16 protein-coding genes and 1 tRNA gene are annotated in these 14,387 nt (G+C 58.1%); 4 read left to right on the top strand and 13 right to left on the bottom strand.

Features of this window, described 5'->3' with window-relative positions; translation table 11 throughout:
• Positions 1–224 precede the first annotated feature (224 nt).
• The gene (locus Poly24_RS07475) at positions 225–497 is read left to right on the top strand and encodes a hypothetical protein (RefSeq protein ID WP_145092713.1); all 273 of its coding nucleotides are present in this window, start codon (positions 225–227) and stop codon (positions 495–497) included.
• Positions 498–590: 93 nt separating this feature from the next.
• Here Poly24_RS07475 and Poly24_RS07470 read toward each other — a convergent pair whose 3' ends face one another.
• Together Poly24_RS07470 and Poly24_RS07465 are read right to left on the bottom strand one after the other, a co-directional pair.
• Complete coding sequence (locus Poly24_RS07470) at positions 591–1,796, bottom strand: thioredoxin family protein (RefSeq protein ID WP_145092709.1); 1,206 nt, start codon at positions 1,794–1,796, stop codon at positions 591–593.
• A gap of 264 nt (positions 1,797–2,060) precedes the next feature.
• Positions 2,061–2,149: transfer RNA gene (locus Poly24_RS07465), tRNA-Ser, on the bottom strand.
• 371 nt (positions 2,150–2,520) lie between these two features.
• Between Poly24_RS07465 and Poly24_RS07460 the strand changes: the two genes are divergently transcribed.
• Positions 2,521–3,207: a hypothetical protein gene (locus Poly24_RS07460; RefSeq protein ID WP_145092706.1), complete on the top strand. Its 687-nt coding sequence runs from the start codon at positions 2,521–2,523 to the stop codon at positions 3,205–3,207.
• Here the strand turns inward: Poly24_RS07460 and carA are convergent.
• Both carA and Poly24_RS07450 read right to left on the bottom strand, forming a co-directional pair.
• Positions 3,189–4,319: a glutamine-hydrolyzing carbamoyl-phosphate synthase small subunit gene (gene carA / locus Poly24_RS07455; protein ID WP_145092703.1), complete on the bottom strand. Its 1,131-nt coding sequence runs from the start codon at positions 4,317–4,319 to the stop codon at positions 3,189–3,191. The genes Poly24_RS07460 and carA overlap by 19 nt on opposite strands.
• Positions 4,320–4,414: 95 nt before the next feature.
• A complete protein-coding gene (locus Poly24_RS07450) occupies positions 4,415–4,690 on the bottom strand; it encodes a hypothetical protein (RefSeq protein ID WP_145092700.1) in 276 nt (91 codons plus the stop codon).
• 279 nt (positions 4,691–4,969) lie between these two features.
• Between Poly24_RS07450 and Poly24_RS07445 the strand changes: the two genes are divergently transcribed.
• The gene (locus Poly24_RS07445; RefSeq protein ID WP_145092697.1) at positions 4,970–5,575 is read left to right on the top strand and encodes a 5-formyltetrahydrofolate cyclo-ligase; all 606 of its coding nucleotides are present in this window, start codon (positions 4,970–4,972) and stop codon (positions 5,573–5,575) included.
• Between the two features lie 151 nt (positions 5,576–5,726).
• On the opposite strand, the gene Poly24_RS07440 is transcribed toward Poly24_RS07445, so the two are convergent.
• Positions 5,727–6,254: a DUF2062 domain-containing protein gene (locus tag Poly24_RS07440; RefSeq protein ID WP_145092694.1), complete on the bottom strand. Its 528-nt coding sequence runs from the start codon at positions 6,252–6,254 to the stop codon at positions 5,727–5,729.
• 322 nt (positions 6,255–6,576) lie between these two features.
• Here Poly24_RS07440 and Poly24_RS07435 point away from each other — a divergent pair, with 322 nt between their 5' ends.
• The gene (locus Poly24_RS07435; protein ID WP_145092690.1) at positions 6,577–7,134 is read left to right on the top strand and encodes a hypothetical protein; all 558 of its coding nucleotides are present in this window, start codon (positions 6,577–6,579) and stop codon (positions 7,132–7,134) included.
• Positions 7,135–7,224: 90 nt separating this feature from the next.
• Here Poly24_RS07435 and Poly24_RS07430 read toward each other — a convergent pair whose 3' ends face one another.
• From Poly24_RS07430 to Poly24_RS07395, 8 genes are all read right to left on the bottom strand, one after another.
• A complete protein-coding gene (locus tag Poly24_RS07430) occupies positions 7,225–8,319 on the bottom strand; it encodes an ATP-binding protein (protein ID WP_145092687.1) in 1,095 nt (364 codons plus the stop codon).
• 190 nt (positions 8,320–8,509) lie between these two features.
• Positions 8,510–9,403 (bottom strand): DUF1559 domain-containing protein, encoded by an 894-nt coding sequence (locus Poly24_RS07425; protein ID WP_145092684.1) that lies wholly within the window; start codon positions 9,401–9,403, stop codon positions 8,510–8,512.
• Between the two features lie 94 nt (positions 9,404–9,497).
• On the bottom strand, positions 9,498–9,884 hold the full coding sequence (locus Poly24_RS07420) for a hypothetical protein (RefSeq protein WP_145092680.1): 387 nt from the start codon (positions 9,882–9,884) through the stop codon (positions 9,498–9,500).
• Positions 9,881–10,480: a PulJ/GspJ family protein gene (locus Poly24_RS07415; protein ID WP_145092677.1), complete on the bottom strand. Its 600-nt coding sequence runs from the start codon at positions 10,478–10,480 to the stop codon at positions 9,881–9,883. Before Poly24_RS07415 ends, Poly24_RS07420 begins: the two co-directional genes overlap by 4 nt.
• Positions 10,473–10,832, bottom strand: coding sequence for a PB1 domain-containing protein (locus tag Poly24_RS07410; protein ID WP_145092674.1), 360 nt, complete (start codon positions 10,830–10,832; stop codon positions 10,473–10,475). The genes Poly24_RS07415 and Poly24_RS07410 overlap by 8 nt, the downstream gene beginning before the upstream one ends.
• A 140-nt stretch (positions 10,833–10,972) precedes the next feature.
• Positions 10,973–12,136, bottom strand: a complete 1,164-nt coding sequence (locus Poly24_RS07405; RefSeq protein ID WP_145092671.1) for a type II secretion system F family protein — start codon at positions 12,134–12,136, stop codon at positions 10,973–10,975.
• 79 nt (positions 12,137–12,215) lie between these two features.
• Positions 12,216–13,214: a type II secretion system F family protein gene (locus Poly24_RS07400; protein WP_145092668.1), complete on the bottom strand. Its 999-nt coding sequence runs from the start codon at positions 13,212–13,214 to the stop codon at positions 12,216–12,218.
• Between the two features lie 4 nt (positions 13,215–13,218).
• Positions 13,219–14,262: a type II secretion system F family protein gene (locus Poly24_RS07395; protein WP_145092665.1), complete on the bottom strand. Its 1,044-nt coding sequence runs from the start codon at positions 14,260–14,262 to the stop codon at positions 13,219–13,221.
• Positions 14,263–14,387 lie beyond the last annotated feature (125 nt).

Below are 14,387 nucleotides of genomic sequence, written 5' to 3'. Positions count from 1 at the left end.
GACCACACCCAAGCGGTGGTCCGCCAATCGTTCGAGTGATTCGTGGCTAGCGCAGAAAACGCCAGGGATGTGGGATGCAAGACTCGGGGCAGGTCAAATCGACGGAGACACCGGACATCTGGTCGCCAAGCAGCGGCGGACATACTATTTTGGGCAAGCAGGGTTCCCCGGCGTTCGTTCGTCCCTGGGGACTGAACACGAGAAACGAGAATCGAGCTGGAAGTATGCCCCGAGACCAGATCTTTGTTGGATCGACAACGATTGTCTTGTCGATTGTCACCTTCGTTGCCGCGTTGGGACTATGGCCTGCGGCGTACGAGCTGACTTTGGCCAAGAAGCTTCGCCAACGGTTTGGCGAGCGTGGGGCCCGTGGTTTCTACCTTGCACTGTCGCTTGTGATGCTCGTGCTAGGAGTGGCGATCCTTTGTGGGGTGCGGCCTTCGTTCGCGATCCCCGAGTCCGACCGCAGCGAACGGTCGGCCGATGTCTCGTCCTAGCCAACCAAGGCCCATCAACGCGGGCCGCTGATTCCGGCGAGATCGCAGACTCTCCCCAAGTGCGGGAGAGTCGTTTGCCAGCCGTATCTTTTGCTAGTGCAGTTGTCGAACTTGGCTGACTGCTTGGTGCATCACGTCCTGTGCTTTGACGCTGTACGATTCGGGCGACTGAAAGAATCGTTTCAGCGAGTCTTCGCTGGTGAAGAAGAACAGCTGGCCTTGATGATGCAGACCAAATTCACGGTTACCTTCGACCTGTTCCTGATTTTCGAAGAACTTCACAACGTCCATCCCGCCGAGGGCTGGGGTGTATTTTTCGGGGTCCGCTAGAAATTTGGCTTGCGATTGGGCACTGCCAAACAGATAAAGCTTGCCCAGATGGATCGCACCAAACTGTTTGTCGCCACTCACCCAACGCGATTCGTCAAGGATTGCAACGGGGCAGTACCCATCCATCGCCAACGGTGGTGTCGCAGGTGGGCTCACGGCCTCGGATGTCGGATCCGCCGCCGGAGCTTTGGGTTGCGGAGCGATCGCAAATTCGTTTGCTGCCATCGTGGCGGCGCCGCCGTCATTTTGTTGGATCGGTTTCGACGGTGGCATCGTGATTGCTGCCGAAACCGGGCTGACCGAAGGCGCTTGCAATGGCGAATGGCTAGGCAATTGGAACTGGCCAGCAGGAGCGTTGGCTGCGAAGTTTCCCGCTGCGGCAGGCGGCATACCAAATCCACCGGCAGCGTTGGCAGCCGTTGGAGGATTTTCCGCAGCAGGCATCGGTTGATGAGCCATCGCAGCGGCCGGCGGCTGTGCCGCAGGTGGTTGCGCGACGACGGGCGTTTGCAATTGCGACGGGCTGGGCGCTTGTTGAGCGATGTTCGCACCGGCGGGGCCGATAGGTCGACCGCCCTTGGCTGCGGCCTCTTGGAGCATCGTGATGTATTGCAACGGCGCTTGAGGGCTGACGTTGTGGGCATGCACCGCACCGGAAGCGTCGACGACGACATCGGTCGGGAATCGGTTGACCTTAAAATACTCCGCGAGCTTCTTATTTTTGCTGGCATTGATCTTTACCGGCACATAGGCCTGGCCGATCACTGCGGCAACGTCGGGGCTTTGGAACGCGCCCGCTTCCAAGCGGTCACACCAGACGCAGTTGTCGCTTTCGAAGTGGACCAACAACAGCTTGCCTTCGGCCTGCGCCTGCTGGTGCGCAACCTTGAGGTCGGCATTCCAAGGAATTTCCGCTCGTAGGCCCGAAGCGATTACTAACAGTGCAGCTAATGATAATGCGATACGCATCGCGATCCCTCGCGTTTCGTCGCCCCGGGCGAATCAGGAACAATCCTGCATGGCAAATTGCGGCGCAATTAACCACTCACTCAAGGCAACATTAGGTGTGGTTCGGCGAAGCACAACACAGCAAATCGCTGTGGAAATTCCGACGCCACTGTGGGTATTCGGCGGTTCGGGTGCTACTTCTTCAGCAAAAAGTATCAATTATGCCGAATGTGCCGCCACATCAAATTTTGCGGCAACGGGCATTTCAAAGAAGTTGGTTAGAAGCGGAGCGGACAGGATTCGAACCTGCGGATCCAGTTGCCCGGATCACCGATTTAGCAAACCGGCGCTTTCGACCACTCAGCCACCGCTCCTGCTAACCAATGCTGGAACTTTGTATCGGTCGATCGCCGTTCCAACAGTGGCGTAATTCTGGCGAATCTACCCATTTCATGCAACCCACCTGCGGCCCTGTTGGCGGTCAAATTTCGTTTTCATTCGACAGAGGCGATTCCTACCGGAGGGCGATGGCAGCAAATCGTTCCCCAAATCCCCCAAATCCCCCAAACCGGACAAGCGGCGCGGCGCGCGGTCGAATCGTGAACTTTTTCCCGCCACCGCTGAAGCTTGACCGGTTTGCTGTTCGATCTGTTCTTATCGCGGGAAGCCCCCAACGTTTCATGGATGAAATGGCAAATCCGAGCCTGTCTCGACTCAGGCATTGCTTCGAATCCTTGGAAAACTTGTGCGATCTCTACTGGCTTCACTATTCGTCTTATCGCTCGGCATCCTCGCCGCTCTGCCGTTTCGTAAAACCAGCCAAGAAACGCTTGAGCCTCCCACGTTGGATCGGTCTCAAGTGGCGTCCTTGATCTCGCCGCTTGAAGAGATCGACGTGGGCGGGTCTGATCTATCGGAATTGCAGCTTTCCGAGATGCCTTATGCCATCGATGGGATCCCATCGCGAGAGGATTCCAGCGGCGAACTTGCTTCTTTCCCAAAGCTCCCGACGACGCGGCGGCCCTTTGCCGAAGCATTGGTTCAGCCGACGCCGTTGCTGCCCGACAGCCCTCCCAGCGACACTCCGGACCGGTTGGACATTGCGAACCGCGCGCAAGACTGGAACATCGACCTACCGCTGAAATACGCGCAACCACAAACCGGCCTGCAGGTCGAAGCGGTCGCCCGACAACCACTACAAACTCCCGCTCAGGCGACCAGCGGTTCGCTCTCGTGGGCCGCTTCGCCGGGCGAGCGTCCGATGAGCGAGAACGGCATGCGAGCCCAGCAAGCGCGATCGCGCAATCCGAGCGAAACGCAACCATCGATCCCACAAGCCGCGTCGGCAGAACCGACGCAGAATTACCAAGCGACGCCTCCGCCGCAACCACGTCCGCGGAAACGGTTCTTTGTTTATGAACCGGCGGGTTGAGGGGTGATCGAGTCTTGGAAACGATCAAAGAGATAGTGGCTGTCGTGAGGGCCCGAAGAGGCCTCGGGATGATATTGAACGCTAAACGCATCGTGTTCACGGTGCCGAACGCCCGCGACGGTATCGTCGTTCAAATTCATATGTGTCACTTCCAAGCAGTCGGGCAGCGACGATTGCTCGATCGCAAAGCCATGATTCTGCGTGGTGATCTCGATCTTCCCCGTGGTTAAATCCAACACCGGTTGGTTGACACCTCGGTGACCGAACTTCAGCTTAAACGCCTTCGCGCCACAAGCCAGCGACAGCAGTTGGTGCCCCAGACAGATCCCGAAGATCGGTTTCTTGCCGACCAATTGGCGGATCGTTTGCTGCGCGTGTTCCAAGGGCTCGGGATCGCCAGGTCCATTGGACAAGAAGATTCCATCGGGTTCCAGCGCCAAGATTTCGTCGGCGCTTGTCGAACCGGGAACGATCGTTACGCGGTTACCACGGGAGTGCAGGTGCCGCGGGATGTTCCATTTCATGCCAAAGTCGAGGCAGACGATATGGGCACCCGAATCGGGCGTTTGCGAATCGGTCCACTGGTCCAATCGAACCGACCAGGTCTCGACCGACTTGGGCATCACTTCGCAGGTCAGATCGCGGCCGACCAAACCGGGCGAAGCCTTCGCTTTAGCGACCAGACTTTCATCGTTCAGATCCGTCGTCGACAGAATGCCTTTCATCGCACCGAGGTCGCGAATCCGGCGGACGAGCGCACGGGTATCGATTTCAGCAATCGCGACGATCCCATGCTTCCGAAGGTATTCGGTGAGGCTACCTTGCGCGCGGTAATTGCTGTAGACGCGGCTCGATTCACGGATCACAAATCCCGACAACCGCGGCACCAGATGTTCGCGGTCGTCGTCGTTGATGCCGTAATTGCCGATCTCCGGGCTGGTCATCGTCACGATCTGTCCGCGATAGCTCGGATCGGTCAAGATTTCTTGATAACCGGTCATCGCGGTGTTGAAGACGACTTCGCCGTCGACTTCGCCGTCGGCGCCGACTGAAATGCCGGTGTAAACGGTGCCATCTTCCAGTGCCAATTTGGCGGGGGCTCGCGTGTTCATAAAGCTTGATAGGGGGTGAGGTTTATGCGGCTGCGTTCTCAATGAAACGTATAGCCTTTTCCGCACTGCGACAAGGTGGCGAGCCGGGTTGCCGATCAGCGAAGCTCTTCAAAGTCGTCCGCGGGATCGCCCAAGTCCATGACCACTTCGGCTTCCTCGGCAAACTCCGCGACTTCCGCATCGTCAACGAATTCCGCCTCTTCCGCCTCGTCGATCGATTCCGCCTCGTCGATCCCCTCCTCCTCGGCTGCCGTCTCTTTGCCGCGACGCGTCGACGGCCCCGCTTCGGCTCGCTTTTCCAGAAGGGCCGCGACCGGAACTGCCAGCACGATCGAAGCGATAAAAGCACACCAACCGTAAAACCACATCATTGCAAATTCGCCAGTACTTCGAAAACGTGAGAAGGGGAAATCGGGGAGGTCGCCCCCGAGCCATCGGCGTACGGATTTCGCGAATGCGTCGAGCGAAAATCGGACCGAAATTCCGTTGGAACGATGTCAATTCTAGTTCAATGCGGCATGGATCGCAATTTTTTCAGATGCCGATTGGGACTTGTCTCGGCCCGCCAAAGGGGCTCCTGTTTCAGATCGAGGCATTTCCTTACAGTGATGCTTCGGTTCCGCGCAATCAAACCTCCAAGGGTTGAGGAAATGGCTCTGCATGACGACGAAATCGCTGAACGCAAGAACGCGATTCGCGCCCAAGCCCATGCCAACCGTCAGGCCCAAGCCGACAAAGACGCGGTCAGCCAACGGATCACCGACCGCTTACATCGGATGCCGCAGTACCAATCCGCCGCGACGGTGATGTATTACGTCGACGTTCGCGATGAAGTCCGCACCCGGCACGCGTTGTCTGCAGCGTTGGCGTCGGAGCAAAGGATCGTCGTCCCATTTTGTGTCGATGGCGAACTGCAGTTGTTCCATCTCGAATCGATGGCGGAACTGGAGACCGGAATGTACAAGATCCTGGAACCGCGAGCCGATCTGCGAGATCGGGCCGCCAAACGCGTTGCGGTTGCCGAGCTGGACCTGGTCGTCGTGCCGGGAGTTGCGTTTGACCGCAGCGGAGGCCGAACCGGGCAAGGCAAAGGCTATTACGACAAACTGCTGGAACATGCGCAGGCCAAAACATCGCTCGTTTCGCTGGCCTTTGAATGCCAAATGTTCCCCGAAATTCCGGTTGCCGCGCACGATATCGCGATGGATTTTGTTGTCACCGAAGCGGCGGTTTATGCTGGCCGCGGTCGATCCTAACCATGCGAGCAACGTTACACAGCCGCGATCGACGTGGCCGCGAGAACAACTGGCCCCGATTTTCGCTGGACAAGATGGCGGACGAGGTGGGGAGTGGCAGATTGACACCGATCGCCCAGGGGCGACAAGATTCGCAAAGCAGGAACGTGTCCTAATCTTGCGGTGGCGTCGCCGCTCCAAAACGTTTCATGCGATAGGTGTAGATCACAGAATACGTGACGCAATAACCGATCACGGCGACCACGCTGGCCACGACCAAGCAACCGATCGTCAGGGGGCCGATGATCTCCCAGATACTGGTCCAATAGAATTCGGTTTTGTTCAGGAAGCCTTTCGGCGGATGCTGCAGGCTGTGCCACCACGCTCGGCCTTTGGGTTCGCTGCCCAGGATCAAGCGACCGACCTGGTAGCAGGGCAAATAAATCGGCACGAAGGTGGCCGGATTGCTGAGCCAAACGATCGGGATTCCGACCACTTTATTGGCTCGTAAGGCCCAGGCCAGCAGCATCACCAGCAGCATCTGCAGCCCGATCGTTGGCGTGAATGTGACAAACAGGCCGATCGCCACGCCGAGTGCCAGCGGATGCGGCGGATCGTCAGCATGCAGGATGTTGTGCATGACATAGCGCCGAATCCGAATCCATATCCGAAAGGATTGTCGTTTCGCGTAACGATGCATGCGAAGGTACCAAGCAGCGGCGGAAGGGGCGGGGGAAGGCTCGATAGTTTGATTCAGCGTTGACACGATGTCGACCCGGCAAATAGTAGCGATTGTGCCAATCAGGTCGCGGATATCGCGAACCGTTTCTGTTGCAAAGCTAAGCGGTTGCAATGACCGATACCTGAGAATACCGCATCGATACCACGCATACCTAAGTCTAATCGTGGGGGATCGATACGAACGCAGAAAACGGATTCTGGGATTCCAAGTTCCCACGACCGTTCCAATAAAAAACGTGCCTGCAGAACCTGAAACTCTCTAGGCTAGGAGCCTTCCCATCATGCAAGCGTCGCGAAAATTCTTGTTGGCAACCATCATCGTTGGTTTGGCCAACACCGCAACCGCTGATTGGGATTCCTTTTGGTATCACAAAAAAGTTGCGATGCATGATTGCAAGATCGACTATTTGCGCAATCAATCCTGGCCACAACCGTTCCTCGAACACGATGCCTATCAAGCGCGCAGCCCGTTTCAAACGATGGCCAACAACGGCTGGCGGTTGCACAATACGCTGAGCCACGAAGTTTTCCGCCCCGACGATTCCGTGCTAACCGCGGTGGGCCGCAACCGCGTCCATTGGATCGCGACCCAAACCCCTCAACACCATCGACATATCTATGTCTTGGAAGCGCCGACTCCCGACGAGACCCAGCGTCGCGTCGCGTCGGTCGAAGAGGCGTTGGGCAGCTTGGTCGTCGCCGGCGCTCCACCTCAGGTGTTCGTGACGGCGAAAGTGCCGACCATGGGCTCGGGCGAATGGAACGCGCAACTCAGCCGCAAGCGTCGCGAACAGATGGTCGCGCCCAAGCTGCAATCGGATAACACCGGTACCAACTAACCGGCGCATGCTGTCAACACAACGCAACAAAAGCTCCAGGTTCGCTTGGGGCTTTTTTCCTGCGCACCGATCGGAGAGGTCGGATCGGAATTACAGATCCAATTCGTCCAGTTCGTCCAGCAGGTTGTCGAGATCGTCCTTCGGTTGATCCGACGCTGCCGATTGACGCTTCGGGATTCCAACTTCTAAGCCAACCGTCGCGCGGCCGGCCAGCAACAGTTGTTCGTCCCGTTCGCGTGCTGCCGTGGCAATCGGATCTTCATCGGCGTCGGGAGCACCAAACAGCTTCGACAGGTCGATCTTCAGGCCTCCCGCTTCCACAGGCGCGCCGGCGATTCCCGGCGACTTGTGCTGCGGGAAGATAATCGCATTCTCGGGGCAAACACGGCTGCAGGCGGGACACCCCTTGCGGCAATTGTCCGGCTGTTCGACAAGGATCGTCTCGACGGTATCCACGCCGTAAACGCCAAACAAACAGAAATCGATGCATTCCATGCAATTGGTGCAGCGGCTGAAATCGATCACCGGGTACCAACGGCGACTGGGCGTTTCGTCGATCTTGGTCACCGCACCGATCCCAAACAGGACCGGTTCGGACGCGCGGCCATTGGTTTGCGGGACCGTTTCCAACGCGTCGTCATCGGCGTCGGAATTCCCCGCTAATCGCAACGACGTCGTGTTGGTCGGTTCCGCGAAACGCGCGGCAGCCGAATCCGAAACGGACCGTGGCAAAGCAGCGATCCGTTGCAGTTCGGTGACGATCCGATCGGCAGCTTCGGTGACGCGGAAATCCAGGCTATAGATGATCCGATTGGGGCGTGGTGCCTGTTCGGCAACGCGCTCCTTCTCCTCGATCTGCGACTCCTCTGCCTGGTCCTCTGGATCATCATCCTCTTCGTCGCGAACCAGCAAAACCTCGCCAACTTGGCCGCGAACACCCCCGCGATCCAAGATCCAGTGCGTCGCGCGTTCGAAAACCCAAGCGAGGATCACCATATCGCCGCGGACCGATCGCAACGTTGCCAGGCTTTCGCCGGTTGCCGTAAGATCGTACAGATGCGGGATCAACAGCACGCTAACCCCGTCGATCGCCGCCGCCTGCTCAGCAACCGCTTGTTCGAGTCCTCGTTTTTCAGGATTGCGACTCTGCCCCTGTGAAATAACAACGGTCAGCGGATTGGACATTCGACTCTTACGAAACGGAATTCGATCGGGCGGAAAATGGTTCGACGGTCGACGCGGACCAGAAATCGTAGGCCGCCGACCGATTTGCCAGTTTAAGCCAAACGGCTCCCGCTTGCACGTCCGGCATCCACGCGTGGCGGGGCAAATCTCCGCAAACCTTTCGGCCGCTCCAGGCCATACCAGGGGCTACTTAGCGAGTTTCCCACCCCGTCAATTCGCCATCGCGTCGGTTTCCATAGCGACGGAATAGTTCGGGATCGATCGCTTGGCTCAAGAACCGCGTCGAACCGTCGGCGAAGGAAAACAACGCGCCACCGGGATGGCTGCTGCCAAAGCCGCCAACATACAAAGGCTCTTCCGACGGATCTGGCTCCGCTTGCTCGGGCAACTGGTACAGTATGTGAAATGCGGCCATGGGCGTTCCCGTGTTCCGCAACGTCGCCCGTGTGCCAGAGGCCCAGCCGAGATCGTTGGCAAACGGTAACGATTCGCCCAAGAGGATTGTCTGGGTGCTGCCATCGGGAATCTGGCTGTAGCGGATGTCGCTGTTGAGGAACAGCAGGCCGTTGTTATCGGCGTCGATCGGGGCTTCGACGTCGTGATGGCATCCGGCGTAATTGCCGCTGACAATTCCTGCCTCGTTATTTCTGCCGCGATAGTTGCCCGGATACGAAGGGCAATGCATCGTGGGAATGGTCTGTTGCCGCGCTTCGCGATTGACCGCTGCGTACGCACCGGCTGCCTGATCGAAGTGGTTGTACAACGCGTTCTGTTCGATAAAGGGCAGGATCTGCACGACCCAGCTGATATGTTCTCCCGATTCGGCGCTGCGGATCGGTCCGTCGGGATTGATCACACCGGCGGGAAGGTGTTCGGTGCTGAATTCATGATGATGCATCGCCAATCCCAATTGCGTGATGTTGTTCATGCATTGGCATCGCCGCGCCGCTTCGCGAGCTGCTTGCACCGCGGGCAATAACAGCCCGACCAAGATGCCGATGATCGCGATCACAACAAGTAGTTCCACGAGGGTGAATCCGCGTCGGCACCGGCCATCGCGATAAATAGATGACGCTTGGTTCATGGGTGTTCTCGGGGTTGAAGGGAATTTCTGAGAAAAGCAAGTTAGATTGAGCATGGGATCGGAGAGCTGTGTGCAGCCGAAACCGGCTGCTCATTTAGGGAAATTGAAACCGCATCGATCGCTGCGTTCGTGCCGCCGCGTCGTCGTGTGGTTGGATGCTTGCAACGACATCGATCTGCCGCGGTGTGGCGTCGCCCGAAATGTCGATCTTCACGACGGCAGTTCCCTCGCCCGGCATCAGGTCGCGAGGCCGCCACGTTTCGCCGCGATAGGCGTCGTCGCGCTGCAACCGCTCCGCAGCGCGCAGTGCTCCGGCATCCAGCAGCAGATCGGTCTGCCGCAGTTGCCGCAATCGTTGCGTCTCGCGTCGTCCGCGCAGTGCGCTGTGCAAGGTGCTTGCTGCCAAAGCGGTTGCGATCAACATGCAGACCAAGACCGCGACGGTGATCGCGCCGCGGCGATTTCGATGCAAACGGTTCATTGGGCGTCGTCTCCTGTCACGGCGGAATCCGCCGACTCGGCTGGGCTTTCTTTGGGCGAAGGCATCCGTTTTCGCAGCAGTCCAGGAACTGCGATGATTTGCCGGTCGGTTCGCGGTGCGACACCATGCAGTTGGGGATCGCTGCGGACGACGATTCCCAATCGCTGGGGCGCGTCGAGCGTCAACAGTTCGATCTGTGATCGATCGTTCAATTCAAACAGCTCGCGGTCTTGCTGTTTGTCGTTGACCTCCGTCTGGCGTTGGATCGTGTGGGTTCCGAACGTATAGACAACGCGGCTGTCGTCGATGGTCAGTTGCAGCGTCTGCGGATCAGATTGTTCGAACCCTTCGCTGCGATGGACGTCTTGGCGAAATTGGCGGTCCAAGCGAACCAACGCTCGGTCTTGATCGGCTCTCGCTTGTCCCAGCTGCGAAAACGTCAGTGATTGGTGGACGATTCCGATCGCCAGCAGCATCAAGACGCTTCCAAACGACATCGCGACAACCAATTCGACCAACGTGAAACCTGTGCAAACGCGAGCTCTGTTTCGGTAGATCGGAGCGGTTTGTTCCGGTAGGCCTGTTGAATTATTCATCGTCGGTCCCCCGGATCCATCCTGTTAGCGAGAGTGGTTGCGAGGGCGTCGGACGCTGCCAGTCGATTGCGACCGTCAGGCGTGTGCCGTCTTCATCGCTCACTTCCGCTGCGGTCAAGCTGGCTTCGGGCAACGCGGCTTGAACAGCAGCCGATGGCTCCAGCAAATCGAGCTCCGCGCCGCGTTGGTCTTCGGGGAGTGCGAGCAAGCGATCCATCTGATTCGAAAGTTCGTCGAGGGCCAGTTGATGATGGCGTGTCTGTTGCCACATCCGTCCGGAGCTCAGCGACATCGGCGCAAACGTACCGATCAATGCGACAAGCAGCGTCGCGGAGACGACAAGCTCGATCATCGAACCGCCGCCGCGTCGACAACCTCGCCGCGGCGGCGAGGAGCAGTCAGCTAATGTGTTGCGGAAACGCATGATCGTCGTAACTCCCAAATCAAGTCTTCGCTTTGCAATCGATAAAACGGTGGCACCCCAAGGTGCGCTCACGCCAACATCAGGATGATTCCGCTGAGGAAGCCAAAAAACGCAAATCCAATCCAAGCCACGATCCCGGCAAGCGCGAGCACGATCGCCGGTTGCAACAGCGACAACAGCAACGCGACACGACCTCCGAACTGGCGCTGATGTCGATCGGCAAGACGATGCATCAACCAGGCACGCGTTCCATTGGATGTCGAACCGGCCAACGCCTGAGACTCATCGCGTTGCAACAGCCCAGCCACCGACAACGCACTCCACGGGTCGGATCCTTGTTCGACTTCGTTCCTGGCGAACAACAGTTTGGCTCGCACGTTGCGGTCGTAGTGATGGCGTGCCAGCGTCGACAACGCACTTCCCAAGGGGCGTCCCGCGGCAACCGCCGGCGACAGCAACCGCAACAGCTCTGCTGATCGCAAACGAACGACCGGACGCAGTAGCCGCGAGGCCCAGACGCGTCGATAAAATCGCCGCATCATGCCGGAGGTGACCAACCGCAGAATGGCAAATCCCAACAGCACCCACAGCAAAAACGTCCCTTCCAAAAACCGACTGACCGCCATCAATGTGCGTATCGCCGTGGAGGGATTCCATTCGAATTCCTCCGCGATATGCATCAATGTCGGAAGGATCCGCAACGCCAAAAAACTGAGCACCAAGAAATACAGCAGCATCATGCCCACCAAATAAAACATGCTGTATCGAGCCGTGGGGGATGCTTCTCCAACATCGTCGACAGGCGTTGCTAGTAGTTGATCAAAAGTCGCCCTAAGCGTTCCCGATTGATGGCCAAAGCGAATGGCGAGGACCATTTCGTCGCTGAGCGCATCGGGGGTCTGTTCCAATGCTTCGACAAGCGACGATCCCGATTGAAGACGGCGTGCGAGTCGCAGCAGACGGCGACGATAGCGACCGTGATGTTCATCGGCCAGATTTGCGACCCATTGGGCAGTCGGAAGTCCTTCGCGGTGTGCGACCGCCAAGATGCGAAGCAGCGAGCGTTGCTTTGCCGCCAACGGTTCGTTGGCGATTCGCGACGACAGCCGCCAACGCTGGTGGGGAAGGTGACCAGTGATTTCCAAGCGACCTGCACTGCGCACGCCCCGAGCCAAGGCGCGGCCCAATCGGTATGCGGTTGGAAAGTTCTGCTGGTTGAATGGAAATTTCATCTGCACACGTACTTGGGGGTTGCATGACCTGATGGAGGACTTGGATAAACAATATTGGGGCACCAACGTTCGGACGACGTTATCCCAACGACGTGACTAGCGAGATCAAAGGCATAAACAGAGCGATCACAACAAAACCGACAACCAACGCGACCGCAACCAACGCCAGCGGGCCAACCAGCCATCGCAACCAATCGATGCGCTGCGCACCGCGTTCGTGATACAGCAGCGACAACTCGCGCAGCAGGTGGATGTTGGGGAGTCCCGCGTCGTTGGGTTGCAGAGCCAGCAACAAGTTGGCGGGGAAATAGGTAGCTTCGCTGCGCTGGTTCAGTGCGCCAGTGGAGTTTTCCGCCGCGGTGGCCAGCGATTCGAGTTCGCGTTTGTACAACGGATGCCCGCAGCCACGTCCGCTGATCCGCAACGCTTCAGGAATTGACGCGCCAACGTTTATCAGTTCCGCAACCGATCCGACCGCTTGCGCCATCGCTTGTACCTTCCGCGTGCTTCCTTTGGGACTCAATATTTGAGAACAGAGCGGACTATCGAGCCACCAGCGGTAGATCGCAAAGCCCAACACGATCATTCCTGCGGCAAGCATCAATTGTCGCAGCGGCGATTGAATCATACGATCGGAGATCGACACGGCGAACCGTGTTGGCAGGGGAAGTTGGAGGTCAAAGTCGCGGTACATCGCCGCAAACGTTGGGACGATCGCCCAGCTCAATCCCAGTCCAACGACTCCCGTCAACGCCAAGATCAAAAACGGATACAACAAACTCGCTCCGCCTCCTTGCTGACGTTGTTGTTGCCTCATCGTTTGAGCGAACAATAAATGGATCCGATGTGGCGTTTCGGCGGGGCTAAACCCGCCGACGATCACTGGCAGCCAAGCGGCAGCTCGCGGATGTTGCAGCCATGCCTGGACGTCGGTTTCGTTTCGCAACAGGTCGATCAACTCTTGAACGTCGCGTTGTCCCCAGCTGTTTGGCATTTCGGCAGCCAATGCGGTCAATGGCGGAATCAGGAGATCGCGTTGTTCCAGCGTCGCTCGGATTTGGTTATGAAATGTTGACATCGATCTACTCCGTTATCTGGGTCGCGATTTTTGACAACAAATCGATGTAGGGAAGCATCAGGCCCAATGCATAGGCGAGCACCAGCAGACCGCCGATGCCCCCGCTCAGAAACATCGGCAACACAACACGCCAGCGACGCGATTGGCTGGTTGCGGCGTCGCTGTAAACCGCAGCAACTTCTCGGAGGACTTGGGAACGCGAATAACTTTCCATCTTTCCGACCAGTGCCCATCGCAGCATCGGCGGTAGTGCGGCGATGGTAGGATCGTCCGGAGGAACTTGTTGGCCGATCTCTTCGGCGGTGCTCAGGTAGACGTTGGCTGTCGCCAATTCGCCTCCCAGGTCCGGACTCTGCAACGGCAGCGGCCCGACGCTGGACAATGCTTTGCCAGTGCTGCAACCGACGTCCAGTAGTGCAGCGACATGGCGAGCATAAGCTGCCGTCTGAAGCGACTTAAAATAGCGTCGCCCGCCGAACAACCATCCAAATCGCGAACGCCCCCGCCGCAGGCTCCACCATCCAGCTGCAAGGATCATGACGACCGGGCACCCTGGCACCCAGATCGGCATCGCGTCGCGGAGCATCGCAATCAGACGCAGACTGCCGCTAACGGGCAACCACAGCTGGGCATACAGATCTTCCAACCGCGGCGCGACGACCAGGCAGAGCGAGATCAGACCAAAATAGACGACCACCAGCAGGATCAACGGACCGACCAAAGCAATTCCCATCTGGCCATGCAGATCGCGCCGCGCGGTTGCCGTTGCCGACAATTGATCGAGAACCTCCGTCGGATGTTCGCACTGCACCCACGTACTGATCGCCGACCGATACGGCTTGGGAAGATCGGGATCACTAGCGATCGCCTGCGCCACATCTCCTTGCCGTTCGATCTGCAGGGCGAGCCGGCGTTGAATCTGATCCAACTGCATCGCCAAGGATTGCGGCGACCCGACAAATCCCAACTCCATTGGCAGCCCCAACCGCTGCAGCGAGAGTAGTTCTTTGTGGAATTCAACGATCTTCGTCAGCGGGTCGTCGGGCATCGCATGGAGCTATCGAAAGAGGAGAACCAGTCGCTTGTCCGATCGTTGATGCGCCGCAAGCGGAGATTTATCTAAACATTCACGAAACGCGAATCGGCGTCGACAAATTGGGGGCGTTGGAGAAC

This window comes from Rosistilla carotiformis (genome assembly GCF_007753095.1).
GTDB classification, from domain to species: Bacteria; Planctomycetota; Planctomycetia; order Pirellulales; family Pirellulaceae; genus Rosistilla; species Rosistilla carotiformis.
The sequence above is the reverse complement of the archived record's forward strand: the minus strand, read 5'-3'. Positions and strand labels throughout refer to the sequence as shown.

What these genes read in the sequence shown, in the direction of transcription:
- Poly24_RS07450 (WP_145092700.1), bottom strand. Translation starts at nt 4,690, where the DNA reads ATGATGTGGTTTTACGGTTGGTGTGCTTTTATCGCTTCGATCGTGCTG.
- Poly24_RS07470 (WP_145092709.1), bottom strand. Translation starts at nt 1,796, where the DNA reads ATGCGTATCGCATTATCATTAGCTGCACTGTTAGTAATCGCTTCGGGC.
- Poly24_RS07445 (WP_145092697.1), top strand. Translation starts at nt 4,970, where the DNA reads ATGGCTCTGCATGACGACGAAATCGCTGAACGCAAGAACGCGATTCGC.
- Poly24_RS07415 (WP_145092677.1), bottom strand. Translation starts at nt 10,480, where the DNA reads ATGAATAATTCAACAGGCCTACCGGAACAAACCGCTCCGATCTACCGA.
- Poly24_RS07440 (WP_145092694.1), bottom strand. Translation starts at nt 6,254, where the DNA reads ATGCATCGTTACGCGAAACGACAATCCTTTCGGATATGGATTCGGATT.
- Poly24_RS07420 (WP_145092680.1), bottom strand. Translation starts at nt 9,884, where the DNA reads ATGAACCGTTTGCATCGAAATCGCCGCGGCGCGATCACCGTCGCGGTC.
- Poly24_RS07430 (WP_145092687.1), bottom strand. Translation starts at nt 8,319, where the DNA reads ATGTCCAATCCGCTGACCGTTGTTATTTCACAGGGGCAGAGTCGCAAT.
- Poly24_RS07435 (WP_145092690.1), top strand. Translation starts at nt 6,577, where the DNA reads ATGCAAGCGTCGCGAAAATTCTTGTTGGCAACCATCATCGTTGGTTTG.
- Poly24_RS07405 (WP_145092671.1), bottom strand. Translation starts at nt 12,136, where the DNA reads ATGAAATTTCCATTCAACCAGCAGAACTTTCCAACCGCATACCGATTG.
- Poly24_RS07395 (WP_145092665.1), bottom strand. Translation starts at nt 14,262, where the DNA reads ATGCCCGACGACCCGCTGACGAAGATCGTTGAATTCCACAAAGAACTA.
- Poly24_RS07400 (WP_145092668.1), bottom strand. Translation starts at nt 13,214, where the DNA reads ATGTCAACATTTCATAACCAAATCCGAGCGACGCTGGAACAACGCGAT.
- Poly24_RS07475 (WP_145092713.1), top strand. Translation starts at nt 225, where the DNA reads ATGCCCCGAGACCAGATCTTTGTTGGATCGACAACGATTGTCTTGTCG.
- carA (WP_145092703.1), bottom strand. Translation starts at nt 4,319, where the DNA reads ATGAACACGCGAGCCCCCGCCAAATTGGCACTGGAAGATGGCACCGTT.
- Poly24_RS07410 (WP_145092674.1), bottom strand. Translation starts at nt 10,832, where the DNA reads ATGATCGAGCTTGTCGTCTCCGCGACGCTGCTTGTCGCATTGATCGGT.
- Poly24_RS07425 (WP_145092684.1), bottom strand. Translation starts at nt 9,403, where the DNA reads ATGAACCAAGCGTCATCTATTTATCGCGATGGCCGGTGCCGACGCGGA.